At 70.1% G+C, this 15841-nt stretch carries 21 protein-coding genes; 8 read left to right on the top strand and 13 right to left on the bottom strand.

Going from position 1 to position 15841, the window contains the following annotated elements:
- Nucleotides 1-331 precede the first annotated feature (331 nt).
- The 3 genes from ACTMVF_RS26835 to ACTMVF_RS26825 are packed head-to-tail and all read left to right on the top strand — an operon-like array spanning nt 332 to nt 3051.
- Nucleotides 332-1297, top strand: a complete 966-nt coding sequence (locus tag ACTMVF_RS26835; RefSeq protein ID WP_441273669.1) for an ABC transporter substrate-binding protein — start codon at nt 332-334, stop codon at nt 1295-1297.
- A 31-nt stretch (nt 1298-1328) separates the two neighbouring features.
- Nucleotides 1329-2288 carry an amino acid ABC transporter permease gene (locus tag ACTMVF_RS26830; protein WP_441273668.1) on the top strand — a complete coding sequence of 320 codons (960 nt, stop codon included), beginning with the start codon at nt 1329-1331 and terminating at the stop codon, nt 2286-2288.
- A gap of 1 nt (nt 2289) precedes the next feature.
- Nucleotides 2290-3051, top strand: a complete 762-nt coding sequence (locus tag ACTMVF_RS26825) for an amino acid ABC transporter ATP-binding protein (protein WP_441273667.1) — start codon at nt 2290-2292, stop codon at nt 3049-3051.
- Between the two features lie 61 nt (nt 3052-3112).
- Here ACTMVF_RS26825 and ACTMVF_RS26820 read toward each other — a convergent pair whose 3' ends face one another.
- The 3 genes from ACTMVF_RS26820 to ACTMVF_RS26810 form a co-directional block, all read right to left on the bottom strand.
- The gene (locus tag ACTMVF_RS26820) at nt 3113-3832 is read right to left on the bottom strand and encodes a hypothetical protein (protein WP_441273666.1); all 720 of its coding nucleotides are present in this window, start codon (nt 3830-3832) and stop codon (nt 3113-3115) included.
- Entirely contained in the window at nt 3829-4317 is a 489-nt protein-coding gene (locus ACTMVF_RS26815; RefSeq protein ID WP_441273665.1) for a SigE family RNA polymerase sigma factor, read from the bottom strand. The genes ACTMVF_RS26820 and ACTMVF_RS26815 overlap by 4 nt, the downstream gene beginning before the upstream one ends.
- A gap of 139 nt (nt 4318-4456) precedes the next feature.
- A complete protein-coding gene (locus ACTMVF_RS26810; protein WP_441273664.1) occupies nt 4457-5230 on the bottom strand; it encodes a class I SAM-dependent methyltransferase in 774 nt (257 codons plus the stop codon).
- Between the two features lie 99 nt (nt 5231-5329).
- Between ACTMVF_RS26810 and ACTMVF_RS26805 the strand changes: the two genes are divergently transcribed.
- Nucleotides 5330-5959 (top strand): CGNR zinc finger domain-containing protein, encoded by a 630-nt coding sequence (locus ACTMVF_RS26805; RefSeq protein ID WP_441273663.1) that lies wholly within the window; start codon nt 5330-5332, stop codon nt 5957-5959.
- On the opposite strand, the gene sodX is transcribed toward ACTMVF_RS26805, so the two are convergent.
- On the bottom strand, nt 5863-6297 hold the full coding sequence (sodX, locus tag ACTMVF_RS26800; protein WP_062706164.1) for a nickel-type superoxide dismutase maturation protease: 435 nt from the start codon (nt 6295-6297) through the stop codon (nt 5863-5865). The genes ACTMVF_RS26805 and sodX overlap by 97 nt on opposite strands.
- A gap of 145 nt (nt 6298-6442) precedes the next feature.
- Here sodX and sodN point away from each other — a divergent pair, with 145 nt between their 5' ends.
- On the top strand, nt 6443-6838 hold the full coding sequence (sodN, locus tag ACTMVF_RS26795; protein WP_020123534.1) for a superoxide dismutase, Ni: 396 nt from the start codon (nt 6443-6445) through the stop codon (nt 6836-6838).
- Nucleotides 6839-7380: 542 nt separating this feature from the next.
- Nucleotides 7381-8856 carry a glycosyltransferase family 39 protein gene (locus ACTMVF_RS26790; RefSeq protein ID WP_441273662.1) on the top strand — a complete coding sequence of 492 codons (1476 nt, stop codon included), beginning with the start codon at nt 7381-7383 and terminating at the stop codon, nt 8854-8856.
- A gap of 73 nt (nt 8857-8929) precedes the next feature.
- Here ACTMVF_RS26790 and ACTMVF_RS26785 read toward each other — a convergent pair whose 3' ends face one another.
- Both ACTMVF_RS26785 and ACTMVF_RS26780 read right to left on the bottom strand, forming a co-directional pair.
- Nucleotides 8930-9163, bottom strand: coding sequence for a hypothetical protein (locus tag ACTMVF_RS26785; RefSeq protein ID WP_441273661.1), 234 nt, complete (start codon nt 9161-9163; stop codon nt 8930-8932).
- Nucleotides 9164-9212: 49 nt separating this feature from the next.
- On the bottom strand, nt 9213-10367 hold the full coding sequence (locus tag ACTMVF_RS26780; RefSeq protein WP_441273660.1) for an anion permease: 1155 nt from the start codon (nt 10365-10367) through the stop codon (nt 9213-9215).
- Nucleotides 10368-10556: 189 nt separating this feature from the next.
- Here ACTMVF_RS26780 and ACTMVF_RS26775 point away from each other — a divergent pair, with 189 nt between their 5' ends.
- Nucleotides 10557-11300: a VOC family protein gene (locus ACTMVF_RS26775; protein ID WP_441273659.1), complete on the top strand. Its 744-nt coding sequence runs from the start codon at nt 10557-10559 to the stop codon at nt 11298-11300.
- Here ACTMVF_RS26775 and ACTMVF_RS26770 read toward each other — a convergent pair.
- From ACTMVF_RS26770 to ACTMVF_RS26745, 6 genes are all read right to left on the bottom strand, one after another.
- The gene (locus ACTMVF_RS26770; protein WP_441273658.1) at nt 11287-11541 is read right to left on the bottom strand and encodes a hypothetical protein; all 255 of its coding nucleotides are present in this window, start codon (nt 11539-11541) and stop codon (nt 11287-11289) included. The genes ACTMVF_RS26775 and ACTMVF_RS26770 overlap by 14 nt on opposite strands.
- Nucleotides 11538-11870: a DUF952 domain-containing protein gene (locus tag ACTMVF_RS26765; RefSeq protein WP_441273657.1), complete on the bottom strand. Its 333-nt coding sequence runs from the start codon at nt 11868-11870 to the stop codon at nt 11538-11540. The genes ACTMVF_RS26770 and ACTMVF_RS26765 overlap by 4 nt, the downstream gene beginning before the upstream one ends.
- A 9-nt stretch (nt 11871-11879) precedes the next feature.
- On the bottom strand, nt 11880-13106 hold the full coding sequence (locus ACTMVF_RS26760) for an RNA polymerase sigma factor (protein ID WP_441273656.1): 1227 nt from the start codon (nt 13104-13106) through the stop codon (nt 11880-11882).
- Nucleotides 13107-13113: 7 nt separating this feature from the next.
- Nucleotides 13114-13530, bottom strand: coding sequence for a YciI family protein (locus ACTMVF_RS26755; protein WP_441273655.1), 417 nt, complete (start codon nt 13528-13530; stop codon nt 13114-13116).
- 96 nt (nt 13531-13626) lie between these two features.
- Entirely contained in the window at nt 13627-13878 is a 252-nt protein-coding gene (locus tag ACTMVF_RS26750; protein ID WP_441273654.1) for a hypothetical protein, read from the bottom strand.
- 26 nt (nt 13879-13904) lie between these two features.
- Entirely contained in the window at nt 13905-14489 is a 585-nt protein-coding gene (locus ACTMVF_RS26745) for a dihydrofolate reductase family protein (protein ID WP_441273653.1), read from the bottom strand.
- A gap of 121 nt (nt 14490-14610) precedes the next feature.
- Here ACTMVF_RS26745 and ACTMVF_RS26740 point away from each other — a divergent pair, with 121 nt between their 5' ends.
- Nucleotides 14611-15204, top strand: a complete 594-nt coding sequence (locus ACTMVF_RS26740) for a TetR/AcrR family transcriptional regulator (RefSeq protein ID WP_441273652.1) — start codon at nt 14611-14613, stop codon at nt 15202-15204.
- Between the two features lie 20 nt (nt 15205-15224).
- Here ACTMVF_RS26740 and ACTMVF_RS26735 read toward each other — a convergent pair whose 3' ends face one another.
- Nucleotides 15225-15818, bottom strand: coding sequence for a GNAT family N-acetyltransferase (locus ACTMVF_RS26735; RefSeq protein ID WP_441273651.1), 594 nt, complete (start codon nt 15816-15818; stop codon nt 15225-15227).
- Nucleotides 15819-15841 lie beyond the last annotated feature (23 nt).

Raw genomic sequence — 15841 nt, 5'->3', positions numbered from 1 at the left:
ACCGTAGGCCGCAAAGGGCGTGGGCCCCCGCAAACTCCACGCCACACTGATCCATATCCCGAGATACGCCGAAGATCTTCCGGTCGGGAGGCCAGATCCCCGTAGAAGGTGCGGTCAGGATGTACCGACCTGAGGCGGTTCGGGGGTCACCCGTTATCCGATTTTGACATGGCGAGCGTCCTGAATGGCTCAGACCGAATGGCAAGATGCCGTAATCACACGAGGTCGCGACACTCGAAGACGTGTGTTCTCGTCGACCCCCGCAGTGCCGAACCCATCGGCAGCTGTACGCCCCATCGGCAACTCCACCCATCCGCCGGAGGAACCCACCATGACCGCACGCTCCACCCGTCGTACGACCGCCGCACGCTCCCGGCTGGCAGCGGTCGGCTCGATCGCGGTCGCAGGCGCACTGATTCTCACCGGCTGCGGTGACCAGACGAACGGCGGCGGCAACGAGGGCACCAACGAGACGGGGAAAGCGAACACCGCCCCGCTGTTCGACAAGCTGCCCAAGAAGATCCAGGACGCGGGCGTCATCAAGGCCGGCACGAACGCCGAGTACGCCCCGATGGAGTTCCAGGAGGGCGGCAAGATCGTCGGCGTCGACCCCGACATCGCCGCCGCGCTGGGCGAGAAGCTGGGCGTTGAGGTCCAGTTCACCTCCGGCTCCTTCGACGGTCTGATCACCGCCCTGAACTCCGGCCGCTACGACATCGCCATGTCCTCCATCACGGACAACAAGCAGCGCCAGGAGGGCCTGGACGACAAGGGCAAGAAGCTCGGCCCGGGTGTCGACTTCGTCGACTACTTCGTCGCCGGCACCGCCGTGTACGTCCAGAAGGGCAACCCGAAGAACATCAACTCGATCGAGGACCTCTGCGGCCAGACGGCCGCCGTGCAGCGCGGTACGACGTACGAGAAGGCCCTCCAGACCCAGTCCAAGGCCTGCACGGACGAGGGCAAGAAGAAGATCGACATCGAGCCGTTCGAGAACGACACCGAGGCCCAGACCCGTGTGAAGTCGGGCGGCGCGGTCGCCGGCGTCAACGACTACCCGGTGGCCGTCGACCTCGCCCGCAAGGCCGACGGCGGCAACGCCTTCGAGGTCATCGGCGAGCAGGTCGACGCCGGTCCGTTCGGCATCGCGGTGAACAAGGACAACAAGGAGCTCACCGCGGCCCTCGAAGAGGCCGTCAACGCCATCATCGAGGACGGCACGTACAAGAAGATCCTCGAGAAGTGGGGCGCCGAGACCGGCGCGATCGACAAGGCCGCGATCAACGGCGGCAAGTGACCGTCCCGGTGAGTACTGAAGGGCAGTCACAGTGACTGACAAGTTCGACAAGGAGCCGGCCGACGCGAAGCCGTCGGCCGCCGTCTCCAAGGAGGGCGGGGCCCTCCCGCCCGAGGCGATCAAGGCCATTCCCGTCCGGCACTACGGCCGCTGGGTCAGCGGTGTCATCGTGCTGGCCCTGGTGGCCCTGCTCGTCAACGCCTTCGCCACCGCCGAGAAGATCCAGTGGAACGCCGTCGGCGACTACGTCTTCGATTCCACGGTCCTCGCGGGCGCCGGCCGCACCCTGCTGATCAGCGTCCTCGCGATGGTCATGGGCGTGGTCCTGGGCGTGATCCTGGCCGTGATGCGCCTGTCCAAGAACCCGGTGACGAGCTGGGTGGCCTGGGTCTACATCTGGTTCTTCCGCGGCACGCCGGTCTACGTCCAACTGCTGCTGTGGTTCAACCTGGCGCTGATCTTCCCCGTGCTGAATCTCGGTCCGATCTACAAGGACGAGATGGTCGACGTCATGACGCCGTTCATGGCCGCCCTGCTGGGTCTGGGCCTGAACGAGGCGGCGTACATGGCCGAGATCTGCCGCGCCGGTCTGATGGCCGTCGACGAGGGCCAGACCGAGGCCTCGCACGCGCTCGGCATGAGCCAGGCGAAGACGCTGCGCCGGATCGTGATCCCGCAGGCGATGCGGGTCATCGTGCCGCCGACCGGCAACGAGTTCATCAACATGTTGAAGACCTCGTCGCTGGTGTACGCGGTGACGTACAACGAACTGCTGCGCGCCACCTCGACGATCGGCTCCACGTCGTACGCCGTGATGGAGATGCTGTTCGTGGCGTGCATCTGGTACCTGGTCATGACCAGCGTGTTCAGCGTGTTCCAGTACTACCTGGAGCGCCGCTTCGCCCGCGGCTCGACGCGGAACCTGCCGCCGACCCCCTGGCAGCGGATCAAGGTCAACCTGATGGCCTTCAGCAGCGAAAGGGGCGTGTGAGATGACCGCCATGGTGAAGGCCGAGGGCGTCCACAAGTCCTTCGGCCCGGTCCAGGTCCTCAAGGGCATCGACCTGGAGGTGCAGACCGGCGAGGTGTTCTGCCTCATCGGCCCCTCCGGCTCCGGCAAGTCGACGTTCCTGCGGTGCATCAACCACCTGGAGAAGATCAACGCCGGTCGGCTCTACGTCGACGGCGAGCTGGTCGGCTACCGCCAGAAGGGCGACAAGCTGTACGAGCTCAAGGACAGCGAGGTCGCGCAGCAGCGCCGGGACATCGGCATGGTGTTCCAGCGGTTCAACCTGTTCCCGCACATGACGGCCGCAGAGAACGTCATGGAAGCGCCGATCCAGGTCAAGGGCGTGAGCAGGGTGCAGGCCAGGGAGCGGGCGCGGGAGCTGCTCGACCGCGTCGGCCTGGCCGACAAGGCCGGCAGCTACCCGGCACAGCTCTCCGGCGGCCAGCAGCAGCGTGTGGCCATCGCCCGGGCCCTCGCGATGGACCCGAAGCTGATGCTCTTCGACGAGCCGACCTCGGCCCTCGACCCGGAGCTGGTCGGTGACGTCCTCGACGTCATGCGCGACCTCGCCGAGTCCGGTATGACGATGGTCGTCGTCACCCACGAGATGGGCTTCGCCCGCGAGGTCGGCGACAGCCTGGTCTTCATGGACGGCGGCGTGGTCGTCGAGTCCGGAGACCCGCGCGAGGTCCTGACCAACCCGCAGCACGAGCGGACGCAGGCGTTCCTGTCCAAGGTGCTCTGACGGTACGACGGTGAAGGGGCGGTACGAGATCCTCGTACCGCCCCTTCACCATGCCCGCCCCCTACGGCAACAGCTCATGGGACATCACCACATCCCGCAGCTGGTCCGCCGTCAGCGGCGGGGCGTCGAGCCGTGGCCCCGGCGCCGCCTTGCCCTCGAAACCGCTGTTGGCCGTGATCATGACCAGGTAACCCTTCGTGAACAGCCGTACGGACCGCTTGGGACCGTAGGTGTTGCCGTACCCACGGCTCTCCCGCGCCAGCTCGGTGGATTCGCGCTGATCGCCGTTCGGCAGCGTCTCGGGGACGCAGGTCGCCGCCGTCCCGGGGGTGTACGACGAGCACCGATCCCCGACCGGCACCGGCCAGTCCTGCCGCCGGCCCGGAAGGACCTGGATGTTGAGATACCCGACGCCGCCGTCCTTGTGGACGGCGTAGAGCCCGTCGTACGGCCCTTCGCCCACGACGTGCTCGACCTCACGGATCTCGCCGATCCCGGGCGGCAGCAGCTTCGCCAGCCGGTCCGCCCTGGACCCGGGCGTTGTGCCCGTGACTCCCGTCGCCTCCCGGCCGTTCCCCGGCAGCACCCCGGTCACGGCCAGGCTCACCGCGACCACGGCAGCCGCCACCCCGGCAACCACCCCCCGCCGACGCCACCGCACCCGCGCGGCCCGCGCGAACACCGCGTCCGAACCGGGCCCCGACGGCATCGGCACACCCTGGAGGGCCCGCCCCAGCAGCACCGTCGCACCCTGCACCCCGTCCACGTCGCCCTGACTCATACGTGTTCCTCCCGCACCGCGGCCCGCAGCGCCGCGAGCCCCCTCGCCGTGTGGCTCTTGACCGTGCTCTCCCGCATGCCGAGCAGCCCGGCGGTGTCGGCGACGCTGAGGTCCTCCCAGTAGCGCAGCACCAGCACGGCCCGCTGCTTGGGCCCGAGCTGCGCGAGCGCGGCCCGCACCATGACCCCGGTGTCGCTGTCCACCGACTGCCCTGGCACGTCCGGCACCTCGCCGTACGCCTGCTCGCGGCGCCAGAAACGCCGACGCGCGGCGATGAAGGTGTTGACCAGCGTCTTGCGCGCATACGCGTCGAGGTTGTCCAGCCGCCGGTGCCTGCGCGCCCCTAGGACGACCTTCACCAGCGTCGTCTGGACGAGGTCCTCCGCCTCCTCGCGATTGCCGCACAGCAGATAGGCGCTGCGGAACAGCGCCGTACGTCTGCCCTCGACGAAGGCGTGCAGAGCCGCTTCCGCGCTCCGCGTCATCCTTCCCCCTCCCCGGTCCGCCGGGTGACGGACCGTCTCACCCTTCCAGTGCGGTGGGACAGCCGTCAGGACGCAGAAGAGGCAGTACGAATTTCTCGTACCGCCTCTTCCCGTCGTACGGCCTCGTTCGAGGCCCTGGCTACTTCAGCGCGAGCAGCAGCGTGTCGGAAGGCGAGCACCACACCGGCCGGGCCTCCCCGAAGCCCTTCTCGCGGAGCACACGCGCGTGCCACTCGGTGGACGGCATGTCGCCGTCGGCATGCTCGCCGTAGATCGCGAAGCGCCTGGCCGTCGGCTCCGCCAGGACCGGGTCCGTGGCCGCCAGCTGCCACCACTCGGACCAGTCGAGGGCACCGTCCTGCTTGGCTTGATCCATGCGGGCGTGGCGCAGGGCGCGCTCCGCCGCGTTGATCCGGGGCGTCGAGTCGTCGATCATGTGGTCCGCGTTCAGGAAGACACCGCCGTCGCGGACGAGCTCCGCGACCTGACCGTAGAGGGCCGCGAGGGGTTCACGGTGCAGCCAGTGCAGGGCCGTGGCGGTCAGGACGGCGTCGTACGAGTCGTACGGCAGCTTCGCCGGCCAGTCCGGTGTCTTCAGGTCGGCCGTCACGAAGGAGACCCGCTCGTCGTTCGCGAAGGTGCCTTCGGCGATGGCGAGGAGTGCCGGGTCGAGGTCGACGCCGGTGCTGACGGCGTCCGGGAACCGCGCGAGCAGCCGGGCCGTGATACTTCCCGTACCGCACGCGAGGTCGAGCACGCGCGGGGCGGGGCCGACGAGGGCCTCGACCATGTCGAGCATGATCCGGAAGCGTTCCTCACGGTCGGGCATGTACCACTCCTGCTGCCGGTCCCAGCTCTTCTGCCAGGCGGCCCAGTCGGTTCCGGCCGTGGTGGTGATGTCCGTGTCCGTCATCGAACCCCTCCGTAGCGCACGTCACGTAATACCCTGGAAGCACGATCAGCTGTTACCCGACCGCACGACGACGATAGAACGCCTCCGTAAGGACTACAAGTGGAACTGGCCTATTACTCGGATTACGCCGTACGTCTCGTCAACAGCGAGGACCCGGCCCGGGGCAAGGACTCGCTGACCTCGGTCGAGGCCGTCCGCGATCTGTTCGGCGTCAGCCAGGAGGCGGCCCGCCGCGCCACCGATGGGGACGTCACCCGCTTCCGCTCGGTGCGCGCGCGACTGAGGGCGGTCTTCGAAGCGGCGGACCAGGGCGACGAGGCGCTGGCGGTGAACCTGCTGAACGCCCTCCTCCTGGAGTTCCCGGTGAGCCCGCAGATCTCCGGCCACGACTTCCGGGACGACGACGGCCGCCCCCTGTGGCACATGCACCTGGCGGACCACCCGTCGAACGCGACCGCCGGCTACGCGGCCATCGCGGCGATGGGCCTGGCCTTCCACCTCACCGAGTACGGCGTGGACCGCCTGGGCCTGTGCGAGGCGTCCCCGTGCCGCAACGCCTACCTCGACACGTCCACCAACCGCTCCCGGCGCTACTGCTCGGACCGCTGCGCGACCCGCGCCAATGTGGCCGCCTACCGCGCCCGCAAGCGCTTGGAGGCCGACCGGTCGGCGAAGACGGGCCGCACGGCCGACACCGCCCAGCGCGCCAGCGCGAACGGCGAGCGCTGATCGGGCTTGCGCGGCCGGTACCGGAAGCGGACCTTGCCCAGAATCAACTCATCCGGCACCACTCCATAGTCGGTGCTGTCCCCACCCGCGTACGCGTTGTCGCCGAGCACCCACCAGCCGCCCTCACGGCGCTCCGCGGCACGCTTGACGACGAGCAGGTCCTGCTGGAACGGGTGCCGCAGCACCACCACGTCCCCGGGCCTGATCCGGCCCCGGTGCCACACCACGAGCAAGTCGCCGTGGTACAGCGTGGGCACCATCGACGGCCCCGTCACCTCGGCCCACCCGAAGGGCTGAGCGGCCCGCCCGCGCTCGGCGTCCTGCGACAACTCCGGCATCCCCGGCACCTCCCCGGTACTGTCCTCCACCAGTCTCAGTCTGACCCTGGACTTTTGCCCTAAGCCCATGGGGGCACTCGCGAAAACCCGTCTTGCAGGGAGTAATGTCCCACCTGAGAAGACGATCACGAGGAAGGAATGCTCCATGCTTTCCCGCCTGTTTGCCCCCAAGGTCAAGGTCAGCGCACACTGCGACCTGCCCTGCGGTGTGTACGACCCGGCCCAGGCCCGCATCGAGGCGGAGTCGGTGAAGGCCGTGCAGGAAAAGATGGCCGCCAACGACGACCCGCACTTCCAGGCGCGTGCCACCGTCATCAAGGAGCAGCGCGCCGAACTCGCCAAGCACCACGTCTCGGTGCTCTGGAGCGACTACTTCAAGCCCCCGCACTTCGAGAAGTACCCGGAGCTGCACCAGCTGGTCAACGACGCCCTGAAGGCCCTCTCGGCCGCCAAGGCGTCCACCGACCCGGCCACCGGGCAGAAGGCTCTGGACTACATCGCCCAGATCGACAAGATCTTCTGGGAGACCAAGAAGGCCTGATCTCCGATCACCTGGCCCACTTGACCGCACCCGGCCCTCAGGCCGCCGAACTCGGCGTCCTTTGCGGTCCGGGTGCGGTTTTGTATGCCCGGCCACGTCGCGCATCACCTGCCCCCCCCCGCAGCTCAACCCAGTTCCCGCGCCCCGTACATCGCGCTGCCGACGGTCCCATTCAGCGGTGGCCACTCACCGGCTCCCGGTACCGCCGTCACCTCCCGCTGCGTTACGGCATCGCCTGGTGCAAGCCGCAGGGCTGAGCACCCCGCACGGAACCGGCAATCAATAGTGAACCGGCGTAAATAGACAGCTCGGCAGGCTCAAGGTTGCCTGCGTGCGCCGTGATTGTGTTCACGCGCCGGACGGTGGCCGCAGATCATCCCCGTCCCGTAACTTTTTCTGGGTTCACGGGGGAAGCACGCAACGCTCCGATCCGTCCCCGTCTCGGCCCACGCCCCGCGCGGCCGTGGCGAGGTCCGGCGTGCTCGACCACGAGCGGGCGAGTGGGGACCACATCACCCGGCAGTCGTCCCCCGCCGTACGGAATGTCGATCTCTCTGGAGAAACCCCTGCGCCGCCGCCCGCCCCTCTGGCCGATCCCCCTGCTGTGGACCCTCGCCCTCGGTCTGTGGGGGCTGTCCCGGCAGCACAGCGTGTGGCGGGACGAGGCCGCGACCTGGCAGGTGGCCCGGCGGTCCGCCGGCGACATATGGCACATGCTGGGGCAGGTCGATGCCGTGCATGGGCTCTACTACCTGCTGATGCACGCCCTCTTCGAGTGCTTCGGGCCCGGCACCACGACCCTGCGGCTGCCCTCCGTACTGGCCATGGCGGTGGCGGCGGCCTGTGTGACGGTCATCGGCCAACGGCTGGCCGGGGCTTGGGCGGGCCTGGCGGGAGGGCTGGCGTTCGGGCTGCTCCCGGCCGTGCAGTTCTACCTCCAGGAGGGCCGCCCGTACGCACTGATCGCGGCCGGGGCCGGGATCTCCACCCTGTTGCTGGTGACCGTCCTTCAGGGGCGCGGCCGAGGGGTGCACTGGGCCGCGTACGGGGGCACGGTGGCGGTGTGCGGGCTGCTGAACTGGCTGTCGCTGCTGATCCTGCCCGCGCACCTGGCGACCCTGCTCTGGACCCGGGCCGGGCGGCGGACATGGCTGCGGTGGGCGGTGGCCGCGACGGTCGCGGTGGTGGCTGTGCTGCCGTTGATCCTGTTCAGCCGGCGCCAGTCCGCCCAGGTCTCCTGGATCCCGCCGCTGACCTGGCACATGATGATCGGCCCCGCGATCCTGCTGGCGATCGGTGCCCTCGGTGCCCTGCTGGACCGGCCGCGCGCGGGCCGGCTGTCGGTGGCCGCCGTAGGGCTGCCGCTGCTCGCGGTGCCGCAGCTCGGCCTCCTCGGGCTCTCCCTGGTCCGGCCGCTGTTCCTGGACCGCTACGTCCTGTTCAGCATGCTGGGGCTGGCCCTGCTGATCGGCACGGCGCTGGGCACGGCCGTACGGGTGGCCGGGCGGCGGTTCCCGAGAGCGTCCAGGTGGCTGGTCCCGGTGGTGGTCACCGTGGCGGTCGTGGCGCTGTTGCCGCAGTCGCTGGCCAAGCGGTCTCCGGCCAGCCGGGTGGACGATGTCCTGGCCGTGGCGGCGGACGTGCGGCGGCTGAAGCAGGCCGGGGACGCGGTGGTCTTCATACCGGCGGCCCGGCGCGACACCGCCCTCGTCCGCCCCGCCGACTTCGCCGGACTGCGGGACGTCGCGCTGGCGGAGAGCCCCGTGGCGTCGGGGACGTTGAAGGGCGAGGAGGCGGGGCCGGGCCGGATACGGAGCGCGATGTTGGCACAGCGGCGCATACTGCTGGTCACCGACGTGCCCGGGGTGGCACGGCCGGTGTCGGCGGAGCGGGACAAGACGAAGACCGCCGTGCTGAGGGAGCACTTCACGGTGGTGGCGGACGTGCAGGTCCGCGGGCGGCGTGTGACGGCGTACGAACGGCTCGGAACAGCGAACACCGGCGACTTGAGCGGCTAGAGCGGCTAAGGGCCCGGCCGCCACTCCCCCGGCCGGGCCGCGTCAGCCGTCAGCCGACCCCGTCAGCGGAACTTCAGTGCAACTGCGGCACGATCAGATAGATCCCGTACGCCACCACCGCCGCGCAGGCGGCAAAGCACAGCCCGGCCTGGGCGGCGGCGAGGGTGGACGTGCCGCCGCCCTCCTCGCGGGCCCCTTCGTGGCGGGCCAGGCCCAGCACGCCGAGAGCGAAGACGGTGACCACGGCCACCGTGACGGCGAGGCTCACCGCGGCGACCTGGCCGAGTGCGGTCCAGTCGAGGTTCATGATGTGAACTCCCCTTGTCTCATACGGCCGATTCTCAGGCGGCCGCGTCTCAGGCGGCCGTGCCGACCTTCGTCGGCTCCTCGGTGCGGATCGTGACCTCGTGGGCGTCGTTGACGTTGTGCGCGGACACCGGGTTGCGGCGGGAGGCGAGCACGATGCCGCCGGCCACCGCCGCGCCCACCAGCGCGACCACGGCCGTACCGATGTCGCCGCCACGCTGGACCACGCTCGCCGAGACGCCGCCGACCAGCGCGGCGGCGGGCAGGGTGATCAGCCAGGCCACGACCATGCGCCCGGCCACACCCCAACGGACCTCCGCCAGGCGGCGGCCCAGCCCGGCGCCGAGGATGCTGCCGGAGGCGACCTGCGTGGTGGACAGCGCGAAGCCCAGGTGGGCCGAGGTCAGGATCACCGTCGTGGACGCGGTCTCGGCGGCGAAGCCCTGCGGGGACTGGATCTCCGTCAGGCCCTTGCCCATCGTGCGGATGATCCGCCAGCCGCCGAGATAGGTGCCGAGGCCGATGGCCAGGCCGGCCGAGGCGATCACCCAGAGAGGCGGGCCCGCGTCGTGGCCCAGCGCGCCCGCCGAGATCAGGGTCAGTGTGATGACGCCCATCGTCTTCTGCGCGTCGTTGGTGCCGTGGGCCAGGGAGACGAGCGAGGCCGAGGCGATCTGGCCGACGCGGAAGCCCTTGGTGACGGACTGCTTGCGGGCGCGAGAGGTGAGCCGGTACGCCAGGTACGTGGCCAGCAGCGCCGCGACCCCCGCCACCAGCGGCGAGGCCACCGCCGGGATCAGCACCTTTTCGACAACCTTGTCAAAGTGCACGCCATGCGACCCCGCGCCCACCCAGACGGCCCCGATCAGCCCGCCGAACAGCGCGTGCGACGAGCTGGACGGCAGCCCGACCAGCCAGGTGAGCAGATTCCACAGGATCGCCCCCACCAGGCCCGCGAAGATCATGCCCGGGGTGACGAGTGCGTCGTCCACGATGCCGCCGGAGATCGTCTTGGCGACCTCGGTGGAGAGAAAGGCACCGACGACGTTCAGGACGCCGCTGATGAGTACCGCCGTCTTCGGTTTGAGCGCCCCCGTGGCGATGGATGTGGCCATCGCGTTCGCCGTGTCGTGGAATCCGTTGGTGAAGTCGAAGGCGAGGGCCGTCACAATGACGACCGCCACCAGGAACGTGATGTGGTCCATTCCCCAATGCAAACAAGCGCGGACCAATTCGCGGGGAACCCACGGCAAAGCGTGTCCCAGGAGCCGACGCGCGATTGGTAAGGGTCCTGCAAAGCCAACGTGGTGAAGCTCCAGCGCGTCAGGGGCGTTCAAGGCGTCGCTACGGCTGCCGCAGGCCCGTGGCCGCATCGGCGGATCTACGATCGCCCCATGAGCATCCGCTGGACCTACGCCTTCGTCGACCGCCCCGCCGCGTCCTTCGCCCGGGCCCACGCCTTCTGGACTGCGGTGACGGACACGCAGCTGTCCGAATTCCGGGGCGAGCAGGGGGAGTTCGTGACCCTGGTGCCGGGTGGCGGGGCCGACGCCTGTGTGAAGGCCCAGGGTGTCGACTCGGGCGCCGGTGGGGCGCATCTCGACTTCGCCGTGGACGACGTCCCGGAATTCGTGGAGTCGGCGCTTCGGCAGGGCGCGGGCAGCGCCGCCGAGCACGAGGGCTGGGCCGTGCTGCGCTCACCCGCCGGGCAGTTGTTCTGTGCCGTGCCCTGGTACGGGGAGTCGGTGCGGCCGCCCGTGGTGCGCGGCAGCCGGCTCGACCAGGTCTGCCTGGACGTACCGCCGTCGCTGTACGACGCCGAAGTCGCCTTCTGGAGCGGCCTGTTGGCGGGCTGGGTGTCGGCGCCCGGCTCCCGCCCCGAGTTCCATGTGCTCAGGCCCCCGGCCGGGCTGCCCGTCCGCATCCTGCTCCAGCGGCTCGGCGAGGAGCGGCCCGCCTCAGCCCACCTGGACCTCGCCTGCGCGGACATCGCGGCGACCCGCGCCCGGCACGAGGAACTGGGCGCGACGTTCGTCGCCCAGGGCGCCCGCTGGACGGTGATGCGCGATCCGGCGGGCGGCGTGTACTGCCTGACGGGGCGTGACCCGGAGACGGGCGGGCTGCCTATCGGACCTTGAGCACGCAGGCGTAGGCCACGGTCCCGCCCGGTTCGGGCGTGGGGCGGGGGCAGTCGCCGCCATCCGTCGGCGCCGTCGCCATCGACGTCGGCATCGGGCTGCGCCCCTCCCCGACGTACGGCGCCCGGGCCCCGACCGAGTCCTGAATGAACAGGGTCAGCCCACCGCCGACGGCCACGAGCACCATCCACACCCAGACGACCCACCGCCACACCCTGCGCAGCCGCTCTCCCACGGTCACCCCCACCGCTCCACATCCACCACCGCGTCCACCCGAATGGGCCCGTACACATGCGGGAACGCCTCGCCCCCGGGCTCCGGCGCCTCGTACTTCAGCGGCACATCGAGCCGCGCGGGATCCACGACCAGCACCACCAGTTCGTCGGGGCCGTCGTAGGAGCCGTACAGGAAGTCCGCCACGGTGGGGAGTTGGGCACGGGTCGAGCAGTGGATGAAGCCCTCGTCCCGGAGCGTGCGGCCACGTGTCGAGATCTCGTACGTGCCGTGCTCGCGCGCCGCGTCCCACAGGGAACGTTCGGTGATGTGAAGGATGTACGTCTGTTCGGGCATGGGATCACGCTACGGCCCGAGCCGTGCCGCCCGCGCGTGCAGATAGCGCTGCTCCGGCAGGCTCAAGGTCTTGGCGGCCGCGGCCTCGTAGGCGGCGCGGGCCTCGTCATGGGCGCCCGCCCGCTCCAGGAGGTGGCCGCGGACCGCGTCCAGGCGGTGCCCGGCGCCCAACTCGTCGTTCAGCACGGCCAGTTCGGCCAGACCCGCACGCGGGCCCTGGACCATGGCGACGGCCACCGCCCGGTTGAGCCGCTCGACGGGTCCGGGGACGAGGCGTACGAGGACGTCGTAGAGGCCGAGGATCTCCTGCCAGTCGGTCGCCTGCGCGGAGGGTGCCTCGTCGTGGACGGCGGCGATGGCGGCGCGCAGCTGGTACGGGCCGGCGCGGCCCCGGGACAGGGCGCGGGTGACCAGGGCGACGCCCTCCTCGATCGCGGCCTTGTCCCAGCGGCCACGGTCCTGTTCGTCGAGGGGGACGAGCTCGCCGTGCGGGCCGGTGCGCGCGTCGCGGCGGGCGTCGGTGAGCAGCATCAGGGCCAGCAGGCCGGCCGCCTCGCCGTGGTCGGGGAGGAGCCGGTGGACCGCGCGGGCCAGCCGGATCGCCTCGCCCGCGAGGTCCCGCCGCGTCAGGCTCGTGCCCGAGGTCGCCGTATAGCCCTCGTTGAAGATCAGGTACAGGGTCTGCAGGACCGCGGGCAGCCGGTCCTCCCAGTTGTCCGGGCGCCCGAACCGCACGCCGCGGACCTTCTGCTTGGCCCGGCTGATGCGCTGGGCCATGGTCGCCTCGGGCACCAGATACGCGCGGGCGATCTCCGCCGTGGTCAGACCGCCGACGGCTCGCAGGGTGAGGGCGATCTGGGCGGGCGGGGTCAGGTCCGGGTGGCAGCACAGGAAGAGCAGGGTGAGGGTGTCGTCCTCGCGGGGAGAACGGTCCGCCCCCGGCTCCGGTGCCGTGAAGGCATCCCGTGGCGTCAGCGCCGCGGCCTTCTCCTCCCGGGCTCGGCGCGCCTGCTCCGCGCGCAGGGCATCGGTCAGCCGGCGCGCGGCGACCTTGATCAGCCAGCCGCGCGGATTGTCCGGGACGCCGGCCCGCGGCCACTGCTCGGCCGCGGCGAGCAGTGCCTCCTGTACGGCCTCCTCGGCGGTGTCGAAGTGGCCGTACCGTCGCACCAGCGCGCCGAGGACCTGCGGCGCGTGGCGGCGCAGCAGGTCCTCGGTCTCGGGTGTGGCGCTCATGTACGGCTCAGCAGATGTCCCCGGTGCCGTCCAGGATGGGCCGGATCACCACCGGGTACACGGGGGCCCCGGCCGGCTGGGGGCAGCGGGCGACGCGCTCGGCGATCTCGGTGACCCGCTCCAGGCTCGCGCAGTCCAGCACCCAGTAGCCGGCCAGCAGCTCCTTGGTCTCGCTGTACGGCCCGTCGGTGATCACCGCCTTGCCGTCGGCGACCAGGGTGACGTGCCGGACCTTCGCGGGCTCGGCCAGTCCCTGTCCGTCGATCATCTCGCCGGTCTCGGCGAGGTCGTCGTTGATGGCCTGCATGTAGGCGTACATCGCCTGGATCTCCTCCTGGCTCCAGGCCACGGAGTGCTCGGACGCCTTGCCCTGCATCGCCTCGTAGTCCGCCTGTGTGCCCTGCACCATGACCAGGTACTTCATCGGTCCGCTCCTTCGGTTTCCGTCGGCTCGGGCCGCCCTTGGCGGGCGGCTCTCACAGGGGACGTCGGAGCCGGGCCGGGATTCTCGACACGGGGTTCAGGAATTTTTCGCGGTGGGTGTCTCAGGCTGCTCGGGCTGTTCGTCGCGCTTCGGCTCGTGCTTCGGCTCATGCCTCTGCGCGTGCTTTTCCTCGTGCTCGCCGTCGTCCTCGGTGTACGCGCCGCACTCGGGGTTCCGGCAGGGGCCGGGCACCCATGTGGGGACCCACGCGCCCAGCGTCTTGTGGCGCCGGACGACCGTATCGACGGGCTGTCCGCATTCGGGACAGACGTGCTCTTGGCTGCCCATGTCCTCAGGGTAGGGCGGTATACCTCTCAGCGCTTCCTGCTGTACGTACGGATCACGGCGCCGTTGCCGAACGCCCGCACCCCGTCGAGGGTGAACTCCGTGACGGCGAAGTCCGAGCCGAACATCGGCATGCCCGTGCCGTACACGATGGGGTAGGACTTGATGACGAGCTCGTCGATCTCGTCGATCAGTTCACCCGCGATCTGCGAGCCCCCGCACAGGTAGATTCCGAACTCGCTGTCCTCGTCCTTGAGTTCGCGCACCTTGGCGACCAGGTCGTCGCCGATGATCTCGACGTTCGGGTCGGGCGACTCGGTCAGGGTGCGCGAGGCGACGTACTCGCGCAGATGGGCGTAGGGGCTGGTGTTTCCCTCCTTCAGGGCCAGGTCGTAGCTGCCCCGGCCCTGGATGATCGTGTCGAACCTCTTGTTCTCCAGGTCGTCGAGGCCGAGCGCCCGACGGCCAGGGGTCGGCAGGGTCTCCGGGTATTCGCTCTTGAGGAAGGCGAAGTACTCCTCGTCGACGAAGGCGAGCATCGCCGACGCGTCTCCGCTCGGGTCCCCGATGAAGCCGTCGAGGGAGCAGGCGATGAAGTAGGTGAGCTTTCGCAAGCCGGTCTCTTTTCGTAGGCTGGTCAACCACTCCGGTTGTAGTGCTTCATTTGTAGTGCTTCACCTGTAGTGGTTGCAAGGGTATTTTGGGGCCGGCTGGAAGTGAGAGAGGGGATTCCGTATGGCGGGCAATCCGGAGCGCCGGGCCGCCCTCGTCGACGCGGGCGTCGAGGTGCTGGCCCGTGAGGGGGCGCGCGGGCTGACGTTCCGTGCGGTGGACGCCGAGGCCGGGGTGCCGGTCGGCACCGCCTCCAACTACTTCACCGGGCGCGACGACCTGCTCCGCCAGATCGACGCCCGGCTGCACGTGCGGCTGGCGCCCGACCCGGAGGTGACCGCCGGGCTGATGACCCGGCCGAAGGACCGCTCCCTGGTCGCCGCCTTCATGCACGACCTGATGGCCCGCGCCACCCGCGACCGAACGGGCTATCTGGCCCTGCTGGAGATGCGCCTGGAGGCCAACCGGCGCCCCGAACTGCGCTCCTCCTTCACCAAGTCGGTGCGCGCCGACCTGGAGGAGGGCATGGACTTCCACCGCAACGCCGGGCTGCCCGGCGGCGACGAGGTCGTCACCGTGCTCTATCTCGCGATGCTCGGGCTGCTCCTGGAGCACCTGACACTGCCGGACGTGCTGGACGGCGTCCTGCCCGGGGTGAGCGTGCCGGACGGGCTGGTCGAGCGGATCGTGGAGACGGTCGTACCGGAGGAGGCGTAAGCAGGGCTGCGGAGGTCGGCTCAGCCGCGCGGCTCGCGCCACATCGGCCACATCCGGGGGCCGCCCGGGAGGTCGAGGGGATGGCCTTGGGGTTCGAAGCCGAGGCGCTCGTACAGCTTCCGGCTGCGCTCGCTGCTCGCCTCCAGATAGGCGGGCCGGCCGTCCCGGTCGCAGCGGTCGAGGACCGAGTTCATGAGCACGGTGCCGAGCCCCTCGCCCTGGCGCTCGGGTGCCACGGCGATCATCCACAGGTATTCGTGCGCACGGCCGGAAGGATGGATACCCGCTGTCAGGCGGCCGATCAGCTCGATACGCTCGTTCTCCGGGTCGACGGCCTCGCGCAGCCGCGCGGGCCCTTCGTCGTCATGGTCCTGCTCGTCGGCCGGCACCGACATCCACAACGCGCACGCCGTGCCCTCCTCGGTGAGGTCGATACGGCCGACGGAGAACACGATGTCGGCGAACGCGGCCATGAGCTTGGGATGGGCGCTACGGCGGTGCTCCTCGCCCGGAAACACCCAGCCGCTGACCGGATCGTCCTGGAAAGCCGCGTCCAGCAGCCGGACCACCAACTCCCGGTCCTCCGCGCCCGCCGTCCGGATCCGCACGCCCATGTCCACCCGCTCCTTCACGTCAA

This window comes from Streptomyces sp. SD31 (genome assembly GCF_052068475.1).
GTDB lineage: Bacteria > Actinomycetota > Actinomycetes > Streptomycetales > Streptomycetaceae > Streptomyces.
This window is presented reverse-complemented; position numbering and strand designations above follow the sequence as displayed.

What these genes read in the sequence shown, in the direction of transcription:
- ACTMVF_RS26790 (WP_441273662.1), top strand. Translation starts at nt 7,381, where the DNA reads ATGTCGATCTCTCTGGAGAAACCCCTGCGCCGCCGCCCGCCCCTCTGG.
- ACTMVF_RS26780 (WP_441273660.1), bottom strand. Translation starts at nt 10,367, where the DNA reads ATGGACCACATCACGTTCCTGGTGGCGGTCGTCATTGTGACGGCCCTC.
- ACTMVF_RS26810 (WP_441273664.1), bottom strand. Translation starts at nt 5,230, where the DNA reads ATGACGGACACGGACATCACCACCACGGCCGGAACCGACTGGGCCGCC.
- ACTMVF_RS26820 (WP_441273666.1), bottom strand. Translation starts at nt 3,832, where the DNA reads ATGAGTCAGGGCGACGTGGACGGGGTGCAGGGTGCGACGGTGCTGCTG.
- ACTMVF_RS26825 (WP_441273667.1), top strand. Translation starts at nt 2,290, where the DNA reads ATGACCGCCATGGTGAAGGCCGAGGGCGTCCACAAGTCCTTCGGCCCG.
- ACTMVF_RS26750 (WP_441273654.1), bottom strand. Translation starts at nt 13,878, where the DNA reads ATGGGCAGCCAAGAGCACGTCTGTCCCGAATGCGGACAGCCCGTCGAT.
- sodN (WP_020123534.1), top strand. Translation starts at nt 6,443, where the DNA reads ATGCTTTCCCGCCTGTTTGCCCCCAAGGTCAAGGTCAGCGCACACTGC.
- ACTMVF_RS26735 (WP_441273651.1), bottom strand. Translation starts at nt 15,818, where the DNA reads ATGGGCGTGCGGATCCGGACGGCGGGCGCGGAGGACCGGGAGTTGGTG.
- ACTMVF_RS26835 (WP_441273669.1), top strand. Translation starts at nt 332, where the DNA reads ATGACCGCACGCTCCACCCGTCGTACGACCGCCGCACGCTCCCGGCTG.
- ACTMVF_RS26765 (WP_441273657.1), bottom strand. Translation starts at nt 11,870, where the DNA reads ATGCCCGAACAGACGTACATCCTTCACATCACCGAACGTTCCCTGTGG.
- ACTMVF_RS26755 (WP_441273655.1), bottom strand. Translation starts at nt 13,530, where the DNA reads ATGAAGTACCTGGTCATGGTGCAGGGCACACAGGCGGACTACGAGGCG.
- ACTMVF_RS26815 (WP_441273665.1), bottom strand. Translation starts at nt 4,317, where the DNA reads ATGACGCGGAGCGCGGAAGCGGCTCTGCACGCCTTCGTCGAGGGCAGA.
- ACTMVF_RS26775 (WP_441273659.1), top strand. Translation starts at nt 10,557, where the DNA reads ATGAGCATCCGCTGGACCTACGCCTTCGTCGACCGCCCCGCCGCGTCC.
- sodX (WP_062706164.1), bottom strand. Translation starts at nt 6,297, where the DNA reads ATGCCGGAGTTGTCGCAGGACGCCGAGCGCGGGCGGGCCGCTCAGCCC.
- ACTMVF_RS26740 (WP_441273652.1), top strand. Translation starts at nt 14,611, where the DNA reads ATGGCGGGCAATCCGGAGCGCCGGGCCGCCCTCGTCGACGCGGGCGTC.
- ACTMVF_RS26760 (WP_441273656.1), bottom strand. Translation starts at nt 13,106, where the DNA reads ATGAGCGCCACACCCGAGACCGAGGACCTGCTGCGCCGCCACGCGCCG.
- ACTMVF_RS26785 (WP_441273661.1), bottom strand. Translation starts at nt 9,163, where the DNA reads ATGAACCTCGACTGGACCGCACTCGGCCAGGTCGCCGCGGTGAGCCTC.